12 protein-coding genes and 2 pseudogenes are annotated in these 15,893 nt (G+C 61.2%); 5 read left to right on the top strand and 9 right to left on the bottom strand.

Translation table 11 applies throughout. The annotated features are described in order from the left end of the window. Positions 1-134 precede the first annotated feature (134 nt). The 7 genes and pseudogenes from ACQ4W6_RS16190 to ACQ4W6_RS16220 all read right to left on the bottom strand — a co-directional run bounded on the left by ACQ4W6_RS16190 (position 135) and on the right by ACQ4W6_RS16220 (position 5,543). The gene (locus ACQ4W6_RS16190) at positions 135-434 is read right to left on the bottom strand and encodes a transposase (protein WP_436568197.1); all 300 of its coding nucleotides are present in this window, start codon (positions 432-434) and stop codon (positions 135-137) included. A 200-nt stretch (positions 435-634) separates the two neighbouring features. After that, a complete protein-coding gene (locus ACQ4W6_RS16195) occupies positions 635-1,168 on the bottom strand; it encodes an ankyrin repeat domain-containing protein (protein WP_436568198.1) in 534 nt (177 codons plus the stop codon). A 94-nt stretch (positions 1,169-1,262) separates the two neighbouring features. Further along, positions 1,263-1,775 carry a superoxide dismutase [Cu-Zn] SodC gene (sodC, locus tag ACQ4W6_RS16200; RefSeq protein WP_436568330.1) on the bottom strand — a complete coding sequence of 171 codons (513 nt, stop codon included), beginning with the start codon at positions 1,773-1,775 and terminating at the stop codon, positions 1,263-1,265. A gap of 486 nt (positions 1,776-2,261) precedes the next feature. Beyond that, positions 2,262-2,468, bottom strand: a pseudogene (locus ACQ4W6_RS16205) (transposase); the annotation flags it as partial. A 213-nt stretch (positions 2,469-2,681) separates the two neighbouring features. Continuing rightward, positions 2,682-3,365 (bottom strand): 4-carboxy-4-hydroxy-2-oxoadipate aldolase/oxaloacetate decarboxylase, encoded by a 684-nt coding sequence (ligK, locus tag ACQ4W6_RS16210; protein WP_436568331.1) that lies wholly within the window; start codon positions 3,363-3,365, stop codon positions 2,682-2,684. An 11-nt stretch (positions 3,366-3,376) separates the two neighbouring features. Beyond that, positions 3,377-4,402, bottom strand: a complete 1,026-nt coding sequence (locus ACQ4W6_RS16215) for an amidohydrolase family protein (protein ID WP_436568332.1) — start codon at positions 4,400-4,402, stop codon at positions 3,377-3,379. 25 nt (positions 4,403-4,427) lie between these two features. Continuing rightward, on the bottom strand, positions 4,428-5,543 hold the full coding sequence (locus ACQ4W6_RS16220) for a 4-oxalomesaconate tautomerase (protein ID WP_436568199.1): 1,116 nt from the start codon (positions 5,541-5,543) through the stop codon (positions 4,428-4,430). A gap of 141 nt (positions 5,544-5,684) precedes the next feature. Between ACQ4W6_RS16220 and ACQ4W6_RS16225 the strand changes: the two genes are divergently transcribed. The 5 genes and pseudogenes from ACQ4W6_RS16225 to ACQ4W6_RS16245 all read left to right on the top strand — a co-directional run bounded on the left by ACQ4W6_RS16225 (position 5,685) and on the right by ACQ4W6_RS16245 (position 12,385). Beyond that, entirely contained in the window at positions 5,685-6,893 is a 1,209-nt protein-coding gene (locus tag ACQ4W6_RS16225) for a LysR family transcriptional regulator (protein WP_436568200.1), read from the top strand. A 171-nt stretch (positions 6,894-7,064) separates the two neighbouring features. Continuing rightward, positions 7,065-8,393: an MFS transporter gene (locus tag ACQ4W6_RS16230; RefSeq protein ID WP_436568201.1), complete on the top strand. Its 1,329-nt coding sequence runs from the start codon at positions 7,065-7,067 to the stop codon at positions 8,391-8,393. 8 nt (positions 8,394-8,401) lie between these two features. Beyond that, a complete protein-coding gene (locus ACQ4W6_RS16235) occupies positions 8,402-9,712 on the top strand; it encodes a gallate dioxygenase (protein WP_436568202.1) in 1,311 nt (436 codons plus the stop codon). An 85-nt stretch (positions 9,713-9,797) separates the two neighbouring features. After that, a complete protein-coding gene (locus tag ACQ4W6_RS16240; RefSeq protein ID WP_436568203.1) occupies positions 9,798-10,901 on the top strand; it encodes a porin in 1,104 nt (367 codons plus the stop codon). A gap of 101 nt (positions 10,902-11,002) precedes the next feature. Next, positions 11,003-12,385: pseudogene (locus ACQ4W6_RS16245) on the top strand (IS1380 family transposase). Between the two features lie 477 nt (positions 12,386-12,862). Here the strand turns inward: ACQ4W6_RS16245 and ACQ4W6_RS16250 are convergent. Continuing rightward, entirely contained in the window at positions 12,863-14,491 is a 1,629-nt protein-coding gene (locus ACQ4W6_RS16250; RefSeq protein ID WP_436568204.1) for an NADP-dependent glyceraldehyde-3-phosphate dehydrogenase, read from the bottom strand. Positions 14,492-14,570: 79 nt separating this feature from the next. After that, on the bottom strand, positions 14,571-15,782 hold the full coding sequence (gene manD / locus ACQ4W6_RS16255) for a D-mannonate dehydratase ManD (RefSeq protein WP_436568205.1): 1,212 nt from the start codon (positions 15,780-15,782) through the stop codon (positions 14,571-14,573). Positions 15,783-15,893: the final 111 nt, after the last annotated feature.

Genomic DNA, 15,893 nt, shown 5'->3' on the forward strand with positions numbered 1-15,893 from the left:
GCTCGCCTTGCATACCGCCGGTTTGGCAGAGCGGTGTTGCGCCTCGTAAAAGCCAGATCGACTCACGGCCAAAACCTCGCAGCTTTGTTGCACCGGAATGGCCTCCTTTTGCAGCTGTCGAATGACCGTATAAATCATTTCATTTCGCGGGCAAAGAAGGCCGATGCCTTTTTTAAGATGGTGACGTCCTGCCGAAGTTGCAGATTTTCCAGCTCCAATTGCCGGATTCTCTGCTGCTCGGCCGTGAGCGGCTTGCCGATGCCTGGCTGGCCGTTCTGCTCGGCACTGTACTGCATCAACCAGCGCCGGATCGCGGTCTGGCCGATGCTCATGGTCTCGCTGACATTTTGGACGCTTTGACCTTGTTCCTGGACCATGCGTACCACTTCCAGCTTCAGGCTGGTATCGAATACTCTACGTTTTTTTGTTGTCATGCTTCACTCCTCAGAAGATGGATTTTCCACCTATTGAGGTGTCCGGGCAAATTAGACCACAGCACATGTCGACCTCAACCGTTTCAACCGCCCGGTGCGGACCCGCATGCGGGGTGGTGTGGGAGGGGACCGGCCAGTTACTGGCCGCCCCTATCCCGATTTCATGCCAGTCACCGCAGTAACACTGCTGTCGCCGCCAATTATGCCGTTTGCCCCAGGCTGACCAGGTGGGCCAGGGTGTCTTGCGCATTCATGGTCTTGGCCAGCGATACGGCGCTCATGCCGCGGCTGTCCACCGCATCGATACTGGCGCCGTGTTGTAGCAGCAGATCAAGGATGGCCAGGCGGTTGAACATGGCTGCCATCATCAATGGCGTCTTGCCGTCCGGGCTGGCGCCGTCCGCCCTGGCGCCGTGTTTGAGCAGCAGTTCGGCGATGTCCAGGTAGCCTTTATACGCCACGCCAGCCAGCGGCGTTTGCCCCTGCTCGTTGGGCACGTTGGCGTCGGCGCCCGCTTCGAGCAGCAGGCGCGAGGTTTCCAGGTGGCCGTGGTAGCTGGCCAGCATGATCAGGCTGTCGCCTTTTTCGTTGCGGAAGTTGACCGGTACACCTTGGGCGACCATGGACACCAGTTGCTGCGTATCGCCTTCGCGCACCAGGGCGAACAGGCCCTGGATGAATTCCAGCGTTTCGGCATCCATCGTGGCCGGGATTTTCCTTGCATCGGCGTTCATTGTGTTCTTTCAGCGAAGGTGGTCAAGGTGCCCAGTCTACTATGCGAACGGCATCGGCACGGGTGCCGCGATGGCCCGTACTAATTCATCACGCTTACTTCACCACGCCGCAAGCCATGCGCGCACCGCCGCCACCGAGTTTTTCCGGATGGTCGCTGTGATTGTCGCTGCCCGCGTGCACCATCAGGGCATGGCCCTTGAATTCATCGGCTTTCAGGCGCGGCGCCAGCACCGGGTAGGTGGCCGTGCCATCGGCGCCGACGTAGAGCGCGGGCAAGTCGCCCTTGTGGCCGGATTTGTCGTATGGCCCCTTGTGCGCCGCCGTTTTTGCGGGATCCCAGTGGCCGCCGGCGGCACCCGCAGGCGTCGGCTTGCCGTCGGTGACGCTGGCGTCGCACGACGGCTTTTCATGCAGGTGGAAGCCGTGCGTGCCGGCGGGCAAACCTTTCAGGTCGGGCGTGAGCAGGGCGCCGTAGGGAGTTTGCGTGATGCTGACCGTGCCAGCGGCCTGTTCCACGCCATTCGGCCCCGCAAAGAATAGTTCCACTGTTTGCGCTTGGGCCAGCGGCGCACCGAATACCAACACTGCCATCAATAGCATCTTCATATTCGCTCCCAGGTTGACTTGCCAAATAGGGCACATGCACTGTGCTGTGGCCATTGTCGCATTACGCCGGAATTTGCCGCGCCCGGTTGCAGCTATCTTTGCACGCCGGTGGCGGACGGTACCCAGGGGGCCGGTGTCAGGTCTGCCATTCAGACACGATCTCAGCTTTGGCCTGTTGATCCGCCTTGTGCGCAGCAAGCAGTGTTTTCTCAAATGCGGATAGGGCTCGACTGACTGTCCTGCTTGATATGCGGAAAGAGGCGGTTCTTTTGGGCATGGCAAAAGGTCCTCGTGCCGCAAGTGTATGTGCGCCTGCGCGCCGATGACATCGATGACATCGATGGCACGGGCGCCTTGTTGGCCGGCAAGGATGTCGATATCAACATCACGGGCGACCTGACCAACAGCGGCACCATTGCCGGGCGCGATGTGGTGCTGCCCAATGCGGAGAACGTCAACAACCTGGGCGGCCGCATCGATTGCGATGACCGGGCAGGCGCTGGGCAGATGCAGAACGATCTTGTTTTTGCACTGGCGAACTTGGACCGCGATTTTGAACAACTTGGAGATGACGGTCGATGGCTGCGCCTGCGACAGCGCTGGATGCTGCAGTGCCTGGGTCCGCAGTTGCTGGTGCAAGACATAGGCCGCTGCATGCAGCAACAAGCACATGCAATTGGCGAGAAAGCTGGTGCAAGGCGGTAGCGTGGCGCTGATCGCCGGCAACGACAATCGCGGCAGCAGCATTGTGGCGGAAACGCAGTTGCTGGCCAGTGCGGGTCATGGAAATTCACATGAGGCATGCCAGCCTTCACGCGCGTGCGCCGCGAGGGTGACTTGAGGCCGTCGAGGGTAGTGATCAACGGGAAGTGCCCAAGCCACGGCCGCAAGGCGGGAATACCTGTCTCAGTCGATATAAGTGAGGCCGGCTTGCTGCAGCGGGCCGCGCATATTGTACATATCGAGGCCCAGCACGCCGGACGCCAGCCTGGCGCGTTTTTCTTCTTCCAAATCTTCGCGCTGCTGGGCGATGGCAGCTACGCGCGCCACGTCGGCCGCCGGCACGACTACCACGCCATCGTCGTCGGCGATGATGGCGTCGCCCGCGTTTACCAAGGCGCCTGCGCACAGCACGGGGATGTTGACGGAGCCGAGGGTCGCCTTGATCGTGCCTTTGGCGCTGACACCCTTGCTCCAGACGGGAAAGCCCATCTCCTTGAGGATGCGCACGTCGCGCACGCCGGCGTCGATGATCAGCGCCTTGGCACCGCGTGCCATGAAGCTGGTGGCCAGCAAGTCACCGAAATAGCCATCCATGCAGTCGGCAGTGATGGCGGCGACGACGATGTCGCCCGGCTCGATCTGTTCGGCTGCCACGTGCATCATCCAGTTGTCGCCCGGATGCAGCAACACCGTCACGGCAGTCCCGGCCACCAGCGCGCCCGGATAGATGGGGCGCATATACGGCTTCAGCAGGCCCACTCTGCCCATGGCCTCGTGCACGGTGGCGCTGCCGAACTGGCCAAGGTGTGCCACATGCTGCTGTTCGGCGCGCACGATGTTGCGCTTGACGACGCCCAGTTGATTCATCAATGGTGTGCTCATAATCCTTTTCCTTTCAAGATGTTGTCCAGGCGCGGAAACACGGCGCGCGCATTGCCTTCAAAGATGCTGTAGCGCTCGGCATCGGTGAGATTTGCCGCCTCGATATAGCGCTTGGTGTCGTCGTAGTAATGACCTGTTTCCGGATCGATGCCGCGCACCGCACCGATCATTTCGGACGCAAACAGCACGTTTTTCACGGGTATGACCTTGGTCAACAAGTCGATGCCCGGCTGGTGGTAGACGCAGGTGTCGAAGAAGATATTGTTCAGCAGGTGCTCGCTCAAAAGGGGTTTCTTCATCTCCTGCGCCAGTCCGCGGAAGCGGCCCCAGTGGTAGGGTACGGCGCCGCCGCCGTGCGGGATCAGCAATTTCAGGTCCGGGAAATCCTTGAACAGATCGCTGGTCAGGCACTGCATGAAGGCGGTGGTGTCGGCGTTCAGGTAGTGGGCGCCCGTCGTATGGAAGCAGTCGTTGCAGCTGGTGCTGACGTGGATCATGGCGGGAATGCCGTATTCCACCATCTTTTCATAGATCGGATACCAGGATTTGTCAAACAGCGGGGGCGAGGTCCAATGGCCGCCCGAGGGGTCGGGATTGAGGTTGATGCCCACCATGCCGAATTGCTTGACACATTTCTCGAGTTCCGGGATGCAGCTGGCGGGATCGACGCCGGGCGATTGCGGCAGCATCGCCGCGCCGATGAAGTTGTCCGGGAAGAGCTCGGCCACGCGCGCGCACAGCTCGTTGCAGATGGCGGCCCAGGTGGCGCTGGTGTTGAAGTCGCCGATATGGTGGGCCATGAAGCTGGCGCGCGGCGAGAAGATGGTCAGGTCCGAACCGCGCTCCTTCATCAGGCGTAGCTGGTTCAGTTCGATCGATTCGCGCAGCTCGTCGTCGCTGATGCGCAGTTCCGACACTTTCGGGCCCAGTGCCGGCGTGGCCAGGTTGGCCACCTGGCGCTTGCGCCACGCTTCCAGCGCGGGCGGCGCCGTCGTGTAGTGGCCATGGCAATCGATAATCAGGGGTGCTCGCATGCGGTATTCCTTTTCAGAGGGACGCGGGGATGAGGACTTCTCCCCGCATGATGGGACGGGCAGTGCGCAGCAGCGCGGCGCGTGCGACCAGCCCGGGATGGTTCGGATCGAGCGCCAGCTCCACGCTGAATTCGCCGGTCGGGTGTTCGATGGACAGGGTCTGACTGGTGCCGCCCGGCGTCTTGGCTATGCCTTGCGCGATGGAGCCTGGCAGCACGCAGGCGGTGGCGACGGTGACGGCCGCCAGCACGCCGATCGATTCGTGGCAGACGTGCGGGATGAAACAGCGCGTGGTCAGGCTGCCGCCCGCGCGCGGCGCGGCGATCAGGCACATCTTCGGATAGTTTTTTGTCGTCACATCGCCCAGGCCCATCAGCGGGCCGGCGGCCAGGCGCAGCGCTTCGACGCAGGCGCGCAGCGCCGTATCAGCGTTCAGTTCTGCCACGCTTTCGTAGCCGGAGATGCCAAAATCGCCAGCGCGCACCAGCACCATCGGCATGCCGTTGTCGATCAGCGTGGCCTCCACCTCGCACGGTGCTGATCCGCCGATGGCGATGCGGTCCAGTGCCTTGCCGCTGGGCAGCAGGGCAGGGCAGACGGAGCCGGCCGTATCGAGGAAATTGATGCTGATCGGGGCCGCCGTGCCGGGCACGCCGTCGATGCGGGCGTCGCCACCGTATTGCAGCTTGCCGCCCGGCGTTGGCATGCTGGCGTCGCATTGCATCTGCGTGTTCAGCGTCAGGATGCGCGCCGTGGTGATGCCATCGGCGATGGGCAGCAAGCCCCGTTCCAGGGCGAAGGGCAGCACGGCGGCCAGCATATTGCCGCAGTTGGGCGTGACGTCGACCGTGTCGTTGCTCGGCTGCAGTTGGGCGAACAGGAAGTCCAGGTCGACGCCGGGTGTGCTGCTGCGGCGCACGATGCCGACCTTGCTGGTCAGCGGATGGGCGCCGCCCAAGCCGTCGATTTGGCGCGGATCCGGCGAGCCCAGCGCCGCCAGCAGCACGCGGTCGCGTTCGGCGGTGTCGGTCGGCAGGTCCGATTCCAGGAAGAACGGCCCACGCGAAGTGCCGCCGCGCATCAGCATGCAGGGAATGGCGCGCAGATCGGAGTCAGGTTGTTGGTTCATAAGGACAGGCAAGCAGGCAGTGGCGATGCAGCCAGTATCGGCCCCGGTGCCCTTTGTGTGGTTGCATTGTGGGCTTTGATTTGTTCTAATCTGCTTATCGGAACGACTTTCGTCCCAACATTTCACCGCTCTGGAGTCCTCATGTTACTGGTCAGCCTGCGCCACTTGCACGCCTTCAACGTCGTCGCCGCCACGGGCGGCATCCGGCGCTCGTCGGAGAGCTTATTTCGGGCATCGTCGGCGGTGGCCCGTTCCGTCGCCGCACTGGAAGCCAGCCTGGACGTACCCCTATTCGAGCGCAAGGGACGCGGCATGCTGCTGACGGCCGCCGGCGAGGTGGTGCGTGCGCGTGCCGAGCGCATCGAAGCGGAACTGCGTCTGGTGCGTGAGGACGCGGTGCGTCTGCGCGACCGTGGTGGCAGCAAGGTGGGTGGCCTCGAGGCGCTGCTCAATGAACGCCGCCTGCAGGCGGCGGCGTTGCTGGCCGAAGTGCATCACATGCCTAGCGTGGCGCGCGCCATGGGTGTGTCGCAGTCGGCCGTGAGCCAGGCCATCGCGCGGCTGGAAGATATGCTGGGCCAGCCCTTGTTCCTGCGCACGGCGCACGGCATGATGCCCACCGACGCGGGCCGGCGCTGGACGGAATCGTTTGAGCGGGTGCTGGCCGAACTGCGGTATATCCCGGAAGACATCGCCGCGCTGACCGGCGTGGTGCTGGGCGTGGTCAGCATCGGCGCGCTGCCGCTGGCGCGTTCGCAGTTGCTGCCGATGGCCATTGCCGCCGTGCTGGAACGCCATCCGCAACTGCACATCCGTTCGCTGGAAAGCCCCTATGAGGAACTCACGGCCAGCCTGTTGAGCGGGCGAGTCGACTTCATCGTCGGTGCGCAGCGGGCCGGCGCGGGCGATGCCTTTGTCTCGCGTTCACTGTTTGAAGACAAGGCGGCGCTGGTGGCGCGCAGCGGCCATCCGCTGGCCTCGCGCAAGAAGCTCGGTTTGCGGGACCTGGCCGGTTACCCGTGGGTGTTGTCGCGCGCTGGCACGCCCTTGCGCGAATCGCTGCTGCAATTCTATGCGGGGCAGGGCGCGCAGGCGCCTGTACCTGCCGTCGAAACGGGCGACCTGGCGCTGCTGCGCGGCTTGCTGGTGGCCAGCGACATGCTTACCGTGCTGTCCGCGCACCAGTTGCATCACGAGGTACAGACAGGCCAGCTGGTGGTGCTGCCGTTCGAGATGTCGGGCATGGAGCGGGGCATCGGCGTGACCACGCGCAAGGGTGCCCTACTGTCACCCGGTGCCCACGCACTGCTGGCGGAAATCGAGACGGTCAGCGCCCGCTGGCGCCAATAAGGCGCGTCACGAATCTCTGCGTACCATTGCAGACCGATAAGCAAATTGAAACGGTACGGCAAGCAAAAGCAATACATCCATTCCTGTCAAAACGTACACTGCGAGAGCGGTGGCACTGCCATCTGTCTTTACATTTCTTTACATAAAACATAGATCCAGACAGGAGACTTAATGAATATAGGACAAACGCTCGATGTCAGAGCACACATCAATAACAGGAAGATGAGCCGCTATCAGTGGCTTTTGCTGGCCTTGTGTTTCCTGATTGTCGCCACCGATGGCATGGATGTCGCGATCATGGGCTTCCTGGCGCCGGACATCATCAGGGAGTGGGGCATTTCGCGTGCCGCCTTCGGCGTGGTGATGAGTGCCGCACCGATCGGTCTGGCAGTGGGCGCCTTGCTCGTTGGCCCCATGTCGGACAAATACGGACGCAAGAAGCTGCTGATGGTGTCCGTCGCCTGGTTCGGCCTGTTCAGCATCCTCAGCGCTTTCTCGCCTGATGTGGTCACGCTGTCGGTGCTGCGCTTCCTGACCGGCCTGGGCCTGGGAGCGGCCATGCCGAACACCACCACCTTGTTGTCGGAATATGTGCCGGAACGTTCGCGCAGCGCGCTGATCGCCTTCATGTTTACCGGTTTTAACCTGGGCTCGGCGCTGGTCGGTTTCGGTGCGGCCGCCCTGTTGCCAGAGCATGGCTGGCGCACGGTATTGATCGTCGGCGGGGTCATTCCGCTGGCTTGCCTGCCGTTCTACATGCTGCTGGTGCCGGAATCCGTGCGTTTCCTGGTGGTGCGCAAGTTTCCTGCCGAGCGCATCGGCCGTACCCTGCGCCGCGTGGTGGGCGGCGCGGTGCCCGATGGCGTAGCGTTTACCATCAGCGAACCGCAAGTGACAGGCTCGCAACCGGGCAAGGTACTGTTGTCGCCTGCTTATCGCTCGATCACCCTGTCGTTGTGGGGCACGTATTTCATGGGCTTGCTGGTGATCTACCTGCTGAGCGGCTGGCTGCCGACCCTGATCAAGGACGCCGGCCTGCCGATCGAACGCGCCGCCAACATCACCGCGCTGTTCCAGCTTGGTGGTACGGTGGGCGCACTGATCGTCGGCTATTTGATGGATCGCATGGCGCCTAACCGCGTCATCGCCGCCGCGTATATTGCCGGCGCGGTCTTCATCCTGTTCCTGGCCTCGGGCAGCGTGACGTCGTCGAGCTTTGCCGGTTTCGTGCTGCTGGCCGGTTTTTGCATGAGCGGCGCGCAAACTGGCTTGAACGCCTTTGCACCATCGTGCTACCCGACCGCTGTGCGGGCCACGGGCGTCAGCTGGATGCTGGGCGTGGGCCGTTTCGGCAGCATCCTCGGTTCGTTTGCCGGTGGCCTGTTGCTATCGATGGGCTGGGGTTTCAGTTCCGTGATCGCCATCCTGGCCGTGCCGGCAAGCATCGCCGCACTCTTCATCATCTTTAATAAATCCGGCCCGCGCGCCGTGGCAGCTTAGGAATCGACATGGCTAACATCATCGGCGCCATCGCCTGTTCGCACACCCCCACCATCGGCTTTGCACTCGACGCCGCCAAGCAGCAGGACGCCGTCTGGGCGCCCATCTTCAAGGCCTTCGAGCCGGTACAGCAATGGCTGGCGGAGAAAAAGCCCGACGTCCTGCTGGTCATCTACAACGACCACGTCACGTCCTTCTTCTTCGACCATTATTCAGCCTTTGCACTGGGCATAGGGGAGAGTTATCCGGCGGCCGATGAAGGCGGTGGCGCGCGCGACCTGCCGCCGGTTGCTGGCCATGCGGGCCTGGCGCGGCACATCGGCGCCTCGCTGATGGCCGACGAGTTCGACATGTCCTTCTTCCAGGACAAGGCGCTCGACCACGGCTGCTTCTCGCCGCTGTCCATCCTTTGGCCGCGCGCGAACGGTGCCTGGCCGGGCAGCATCGTGCCGTTGCAGATGGGGGTGCTGCAGTTCCCCGTGCCGTCGGCGCGCCGCTGCTACAAGCTGGGGCAGGGCTTGCGCCGGGCCATCGAAAGCTATCCGGAAGACTTGAACGTTGTGCTGGTAGCCACCGGTGGCCTGTCGCACCAGGTGCACGGCGAGCGTGCCGGTTTCAACAACACGCCGTGGGACCATCAATTCCTCGACCTGTTTGAGAACGATCCGGAAACCTTGCTGAATATGACGCACGCCGACTTTGCCCGCCTGGGCGGCTGGGAAAGCGCCGAAGTGGTGATGTGGATGGCCATGCGTGGTGCCATGTCGGCCAAGTTACATTGCCTGCACCGCGAGTATTACCTGCCGTCGATGACGGGCATTGCCGTGGCTCTGTATGAAAATGTCGCCACCGTGGATGCGGCGCTGACGGCGCGCGCCATCGAACAGCACCGTGCGCATATCGCCCACCAGACGCATGGCGTGGAGGAACTGCCGGGAACCTATCCATTCACGCTGGAGACCAGCGTGCGTGCCTACCGCGTCAACAAGTATCTGCATCAATTGATCGATCCGGGTTTTCGCGCACGCTTCCTGGCCAGCCCCGAGGCCACCTACGATGCTGCGCAGCTGACGACTGAAGAGCGCGAGCTGATCAGCACGCGCAACTGGCGCGGCATGATCCAGTACGGGGTGATCTTTTTCCTGCTGGAAAAGCTGGGCGCCGCCGTGGGTGTGTCAAACCTGCACATCTACGCTGCCATGCGCGGCCAGTCGCTGGCGGATTTCCAGCAAACCCGCAATGCCCCCGGCGCGCTGTATTCGGTGGCATCGACGTCCACGGCCGGCGCGACGAACTGGGACAAGCCCGCCGCCAAATAAGCTGTATCGCTGTAGCCTCAGCGCCGCCTCGCAAGAGGTGGCGCTATCTCAACACGTCTGATCAAAACCAAAAACAGGAGACACAATGAACAAAAAAATCATCCCGAGCACCCTCGCCGTTGCCCTCGCCGCTGCCATCCTCGCCCCGTGTGTCGCCCACGCGCAAAGCAGCATCACCACGTATGGCATCATCGATGCGGCCGTGGAGTATTACAGCAATGCCGACGCGGCCGGTAACAGTGTCACCCGCATGCCCAGCCTGGGTGGCGGCATGTTTCCTTCCCGCCTGGGTTTTCGCGGCGTGGAAGACCTGGGCGGCGGCCTGAGAGCCGTCTTCGTGCTGGAAAATGGCTTCGCGCCGGACACGGGCGTGCTGGGCCAGGGTAACCGCCTTTTTGGCCGTCAGGCGAATGTCGGCCTGTCCGGTAACTGGGGCACCGTCACCGTGGGCCGCAACTACAATATGCTGACCACCTCGACCTATGACGTCGACATCATCGGCCCGTCGCAATACGGCCTCGGCTCGCTCGATTCTTTCATTCCGAATGGCCGCAGCGACAATTCCATCGCCTATAAGGGCGCTTTCAGCGGCGTGACCGTGGGCGGTACATATAGCCTGGGGCGCGACACCTCGTCGGCCGGCGGCCCGGCCGGCACGAATTGCGGCGGCGAAAGTGCCACCGATGCCATGCAATGCCGCGAGTGGTCGGCGCTGCTTCGATACGACGGCCAGGGTTTTGCGCTGATGAGCGCGTATGACCGCATCTACGGTGGTCCCAGCGCCTCCGGCGGCTTGAACAGCAGCGACAAGACGGACAGCCGCTTCCACGCCGCCGCCTTTGTCAAGTCGGACGACTGGCGGGTGGGAGGCGGCGTGATCACGCGCAAGAACGAAGGTTCGGCCACGCCACGCAGCAATCTGTACTACATCAGTGCGGCCTACAATATGACGCCGCTGCTGACGGTGGACGCTCAACTGGCCAAGCTGGATTACCGCAACAGCAACAATGACAGCGGCCAGGTGCTGTTGCGCGGGATCTACAACCTGTCCAAGCGCAGCGCCGTGTACCTGGCGGTGGGCCGCATCAGCAATGACGGCACGGCGGCACTGGCGTTGAGCGCTGGCGGTTCCGTCGGCGCCGGCAAGAACCAGGCAGGCATCATCACTGGCATCAAGCACAGCTTCTAGCCTGAATTTTGCATAAAAAAGGGCAAGAGTGCCGTAAGTGATTGATAAAATGTGAGTTATCCCTAAAACACATTCATCTACACGAACACACCTTGCCCGGTATGAATTCTACCCCAGAGCAGCTCCGTTTTGCATCCATTCCCGCCCATAGCGTCCGCGCAGATTTCGCCGGTGGCGGCTTGTCGTCCGATCTCGGCCCGATTCTACTGCGCGGTATCGACCTCCAGATTGGCCTGACGGCACGCATCGCTGCAGCCTTGCCTGACCGCCGTCATCAGAGTTACGTGAACCATTCGTATCACGATATTTTGACGCAGCGAATCTACCAAATTGGCTGCGGCTACGAGGACGGGAACGATTCGAACAGCCTGCGCCATGACCCGATGTTCAAGCTTGGCGTGGCCCGTTTGCCGCTCGACGATGACGCTGCACTGGCATCGGGGGCGACGATCTCACGCTTCGAACATGCCGTGAGACGCCAAGACATCTATCGTGTCAGCGAGGCCCTCGTCGAGCAGTTCATTGCCAGCTTTGCCAGTGCGCCAAAAAGCTTAATTCTCGACCTGGATCACTCCGAGTGATGCGTGCTACGGCCAGCAGCCACTGGCGTTCTACCACCACCACTATGGTTCGACGTGTTACCTGCCGCTGATGATTTTCGATGGCCAATCCGGCGCCTTGATAGCGGCCGTGCTACGGCCCGGCAAGCGACCATTTGGCGAGGAGAATGCGATGATCATGCGGCGCGTTCTAAAACTGATTCGCCGCCATTTCCCCGCCACCCACATTCGCGTTCGGGGCGACGGTCATTTCAGCGGACCTGAATTGATGGGCCTGATCGACAGCATGCCGAACACCGACTTCATCTTCGGTTTCTCCTGCAACGTCAAGCTGCACGCGATGGCTGAGCCAACAAAGCTTCGCGCCTGCGATCTTTGGGTAGCGGCGCAAACGCAGGACGTGGTGCCGAGCGCGGTGCGCCTGTTCGATGAATTTACTTAAAGGCGCGCTCATGGCCGAGGGCTTGGCGCGTGCTGTTGAAGGCCGAGGTCATGGCGCTCGGCGAGAACACGCGGTTCAGCGTGACCTCGCTAATTGGAGTCGATGCCGGCACGCTGTACGAAGACATTTATTGCGCGCGTGGTCAGGCCGAAAACTACATCAAGCATCTCAAGAATGATCTGGCGGCCGATCGCACCCCGTGCACTAGCTTCCTCGCCAATTGCATGCGCTTGTTGCTGCATGCAGCGGCCTATGTTTTGCACCAGCAACTGCGTACGCAGGCGCTGCAGCATACCGCACTGTCGGGCGCGCAGCCATCGACGGTCATCTCGAAACTGTTCAAAATCGCCGTGCAGGTCAGGCAGTACAAGAACAAAATCGTCCTCCATCTGCCAAGCGCGTGCGCTGTCAAAGATTTGCTGCAGACATTGACCGAGCGAATGTATCTGCCGACGCACGCCAAGACCATCAACTCGTCCTAAGCAAGTCACGTCCGGCCTGCCGAGAACTGACCAACCCGCCGCCAACAATCAACCCGCATGCCGCTTCATTTGAGCCCCGTTCAATTGGGTAGGGACGACATCGCCCGCGACGTCCCAATTGCAGCCGATGCAGTCCGATGTCGGCAGACCGAGGCCGTAGTGGCAACTTGTGAAACATTCAGGCTAGGGCGAGACCGCGCGAGCCTGATGGTCTCCGAGGTCGAGCGCCTTGCCGCGGAATTCATCACGGAGAGGCGCTGCACGCTCAGCCACGCGATTGACAGCTATCTCTGCTAAAAGAAGAACGGCTCGACCGAAAATTCGACCGGGCCGTAAAGGCTTTACCTCAGCGCCACACCGTGGCGCTTACTGAAAAGAGACCTCAACTGAATGGCATTACACTTTCTGGTGGGCTATTTTTCTTGCGTGTCTGATTCATCTGTCCATGCAGGCATGCTGCATGGCGCGATCCGTCAGTTATAGAATGAAGCGGGTATTGATGAAGTTTGATTGATGGTCGAGTACGATCGAGGTCAATAGTTTTTTGCTCGTTTCGCTCTGCTTGGCCGCAATCATCGAACGAATGGAGAAGGCGCGCAGGGCATCGGCCACGGATAGTGTTCCTTCTGCGGAATCTTTACGTCCGGTAAAGGGAAATACATCGGGGCCGCGCTGGCATTGGCAATTCAGGTTCACGCGGCATACCTGATTGACCAGCGAATCTACAAGCGAGCCGATCTGCGCAGGATCGGTGCCGAAGATGCTGACCTGCTGCCCATGATCGGAGCTCATGACATAGTCCAGCGCCGTTTCAATTTCCGTAAATGGCGCAACTGGCACTACCGGGCCGAATTGTTCTTCCCGGTACAGCTTCATGCCTGGCTTGACGGGGAACACCACGGCAGGGTAAAACAGCGTCCCGTATGTCGCGCCGCCGTCTTCGTTGATGACGCTTGCTCCTTGCGCTGTTGCATCGTCAATGCATGCGCTCAGGTAGTGGATCTTTTCAGCATCGGGAAGTGGTGTGAGGGTGACCCCATTGTCCCACGGCATGCCAATCTTGAGTTTGCCGATTTCTTCGCAAAAATGGCGCAAAAAATCATCGGCAATCGATTGGTGCACCAGGATCATCTTGATCGCCGTACAGCGTTGCCCATTGAAGGACAGGGCGCCGGCGATGCATTCCTTGACGGCCAGGTTGATGTCGGCATCGGGCAGGATGATAGCGGCATTTTTTGCGTCCAGCCCCAGGACGGCCCGCAGGCGGTTGGACTTCGGGTGTTGCTTCTTGAGCTGGTCTGCCACCCTGCTGGAGCCAATCAGGGCCAGCACATTGATGTTTCCTGTACGCATTAAATGTGGCGCCACTTCGGCGCCGCGTCCATACACCGTGTTGATGACGCCGCGGGGGAAGGCGCTGCGGAAGGGTTCCAGCATGGGGGAAAATAGCAGCGTCCCAAATTTTGGCGGCTTGAACACGACGGCGTTGCCCATGAGGAGTGCGGGAATCAGCGTCGTGAAGGTTTCATTGAGCGGATAGTTGTAAGGCCCCATGCAAAGTACGACGCCGAGGGGCGAGCGGCGGATCTGGGCAATGGTGCCGTCCACGCTTTGAAAGCGCGAGTTGCCATTGTCGAGTTCTTTCAAGGCATCGATCGTCGCTTTGATGTAGTCGATTGTGCGGTCAAATTCCTTTTCCGAGTCGACTGCGCTTTTGCCGATTTCCCACATGATCAGCTTGACGATTTCCTGTCGTTTGGCAACAATTTGATTGGTAAAGTTGAGCACGCAGTCGATGCGGTCCCCGACTGACATGGTCGGCCATGGACCGCGCCCATTGTCATAGGCCTCAATGGCCGCATCCAGCGAGCGCTGCGCTTCTGCGACGCCGGCGACCGGATAGCTGCCGACCTCGACGCGGCGCACGACGCCATCCGTGTCTACAACATGCAGCGGCGAAAGTACCGTGCGGATATCTCCGGCCCAGGTTTCAAGCACGCCGTTGACGAGCATGGCGCGCTGATGGAGTTGCCCGGGAAGCCGGTGTTGCGGCGGAATGTCCTCGTCGCGAGGGAAAATGTTCTTCAGAGTGTCTATCATCTTCATGCATTTCGCTCCATTGGAGTGCGGATGGTGAGGGGCAAGGTGCGGCCGTCCTGCCCCCCCAAGCTTGCCCGGCAGCGCCTTACCAGTTGCAGAGCGTGCCGTCATGGGCCAGGCGGTTCACTGGCAGGTAGGCGCGCTGATACGGATACTTGGCGGCCAGGGCTTCGTCGATATCGACGCCATGGCCGGGCGTGTCGCCCACGTGCAGGAAGCCATCCTCGAAGCGATAGTCATGCGGGAAGACGGCGTCGGTCTCTTCTGTGTGGCGCATGTATTCCTGGATGCCGAAATTGGGCACCCAGGTATCGAAGTGCAGCGCTGCGCCCATGCAAACGGGCGACAGGTCGGTGGCGCCATGGCAGCCGGTGCGCACCTGGTACATCGCCGCCAGATCGGCGATGCGGCGCAGGTGCGTGATGCCGCCTGCATGGACGACCGTGGCGCGAATGTAATCGATATATTGCTTCTCGATCAGTTCCTTGCAATCCCAGATGGTATTGAACACTTCGCCGACCGCAATCGGCGTCACGGTATGCTCGCGGATCAGGCGGAAGGCATCCTGGTTCTCGGCCGGCGTCGGGTCTTCCATCCAGAACAAACGGTACGGTTCCATCGATTTGCCCAGGCGCGCCGCCTCGATCGGGGTGAGCCGGTGGTGGACGTCGTGCAGCAGGTGGTGTTCCCAGCCCAATTTGTCGCGCAAGCGGTCGAATAGTTTCGGTGCGTGATCCAGGTAGCGTTCGGTGGACCAGTCGTGTTCGGATGGCAGCGACCCATCGGCCGGCTCGTAGAACATGCTGTCCTTCGACACGCCATAGACTTTTTTCAAGCCAGGCACGCCAGCCTGCGCGCGGATCGCTTTGTAGCCCATCGATGCGTAACGCAGCACTTCGTCCACGGTTTCCTCGATATCGCCGCCATTGGCATGGCCGTACACCATCACGCCATTGCGACTTCTTCCACCCAGCAATTGGTACAGCGGCATATTCGCCGCCTTGGCCTTGATATCCCACAGCGCCGTATCGACGGCGGCAATGGCGCTCATCGTCACGGGGCCACGCCGCCAGTAGGCACCACGGTACAGGTATTGCCAGATGTCTTCGATCTGATGGGCATCGCGCCCGATCAGGCAAGGGATCACATGGTCGGTCAGGTAGGAGGCAACGGCCAGTTCGCGGCCATTCAAAGTGGCATCGCCGATGCCGGTCAAGCCCTCATCGGTATAAATTTTCAGGGTGACGAAATTGCGGCCTGGAGAGCAGATGATGACTTTGGCATCGGTGATTTTCACGGCGTCCTCATTGGGTGGGTGGAGAAAGTTGTCTCTAATTGGTCAGGCCAGTATGGCATTAATCATTTATTTTGGCTAGACCTTGTTGCATTTTTGGTCGGACCAAAATAG

The sequence above is a fragment of the Janthinobacterium woesei genome, from assembly GCF_051380875.1.
In the GTDB taxonomy this organism is placed as follows: domain Bacteria; phylum Pseudomonadota; class Gammaproteobacteria; order Burkholderiales; family Burkholderiaceae_D; genus Janthinobacterium.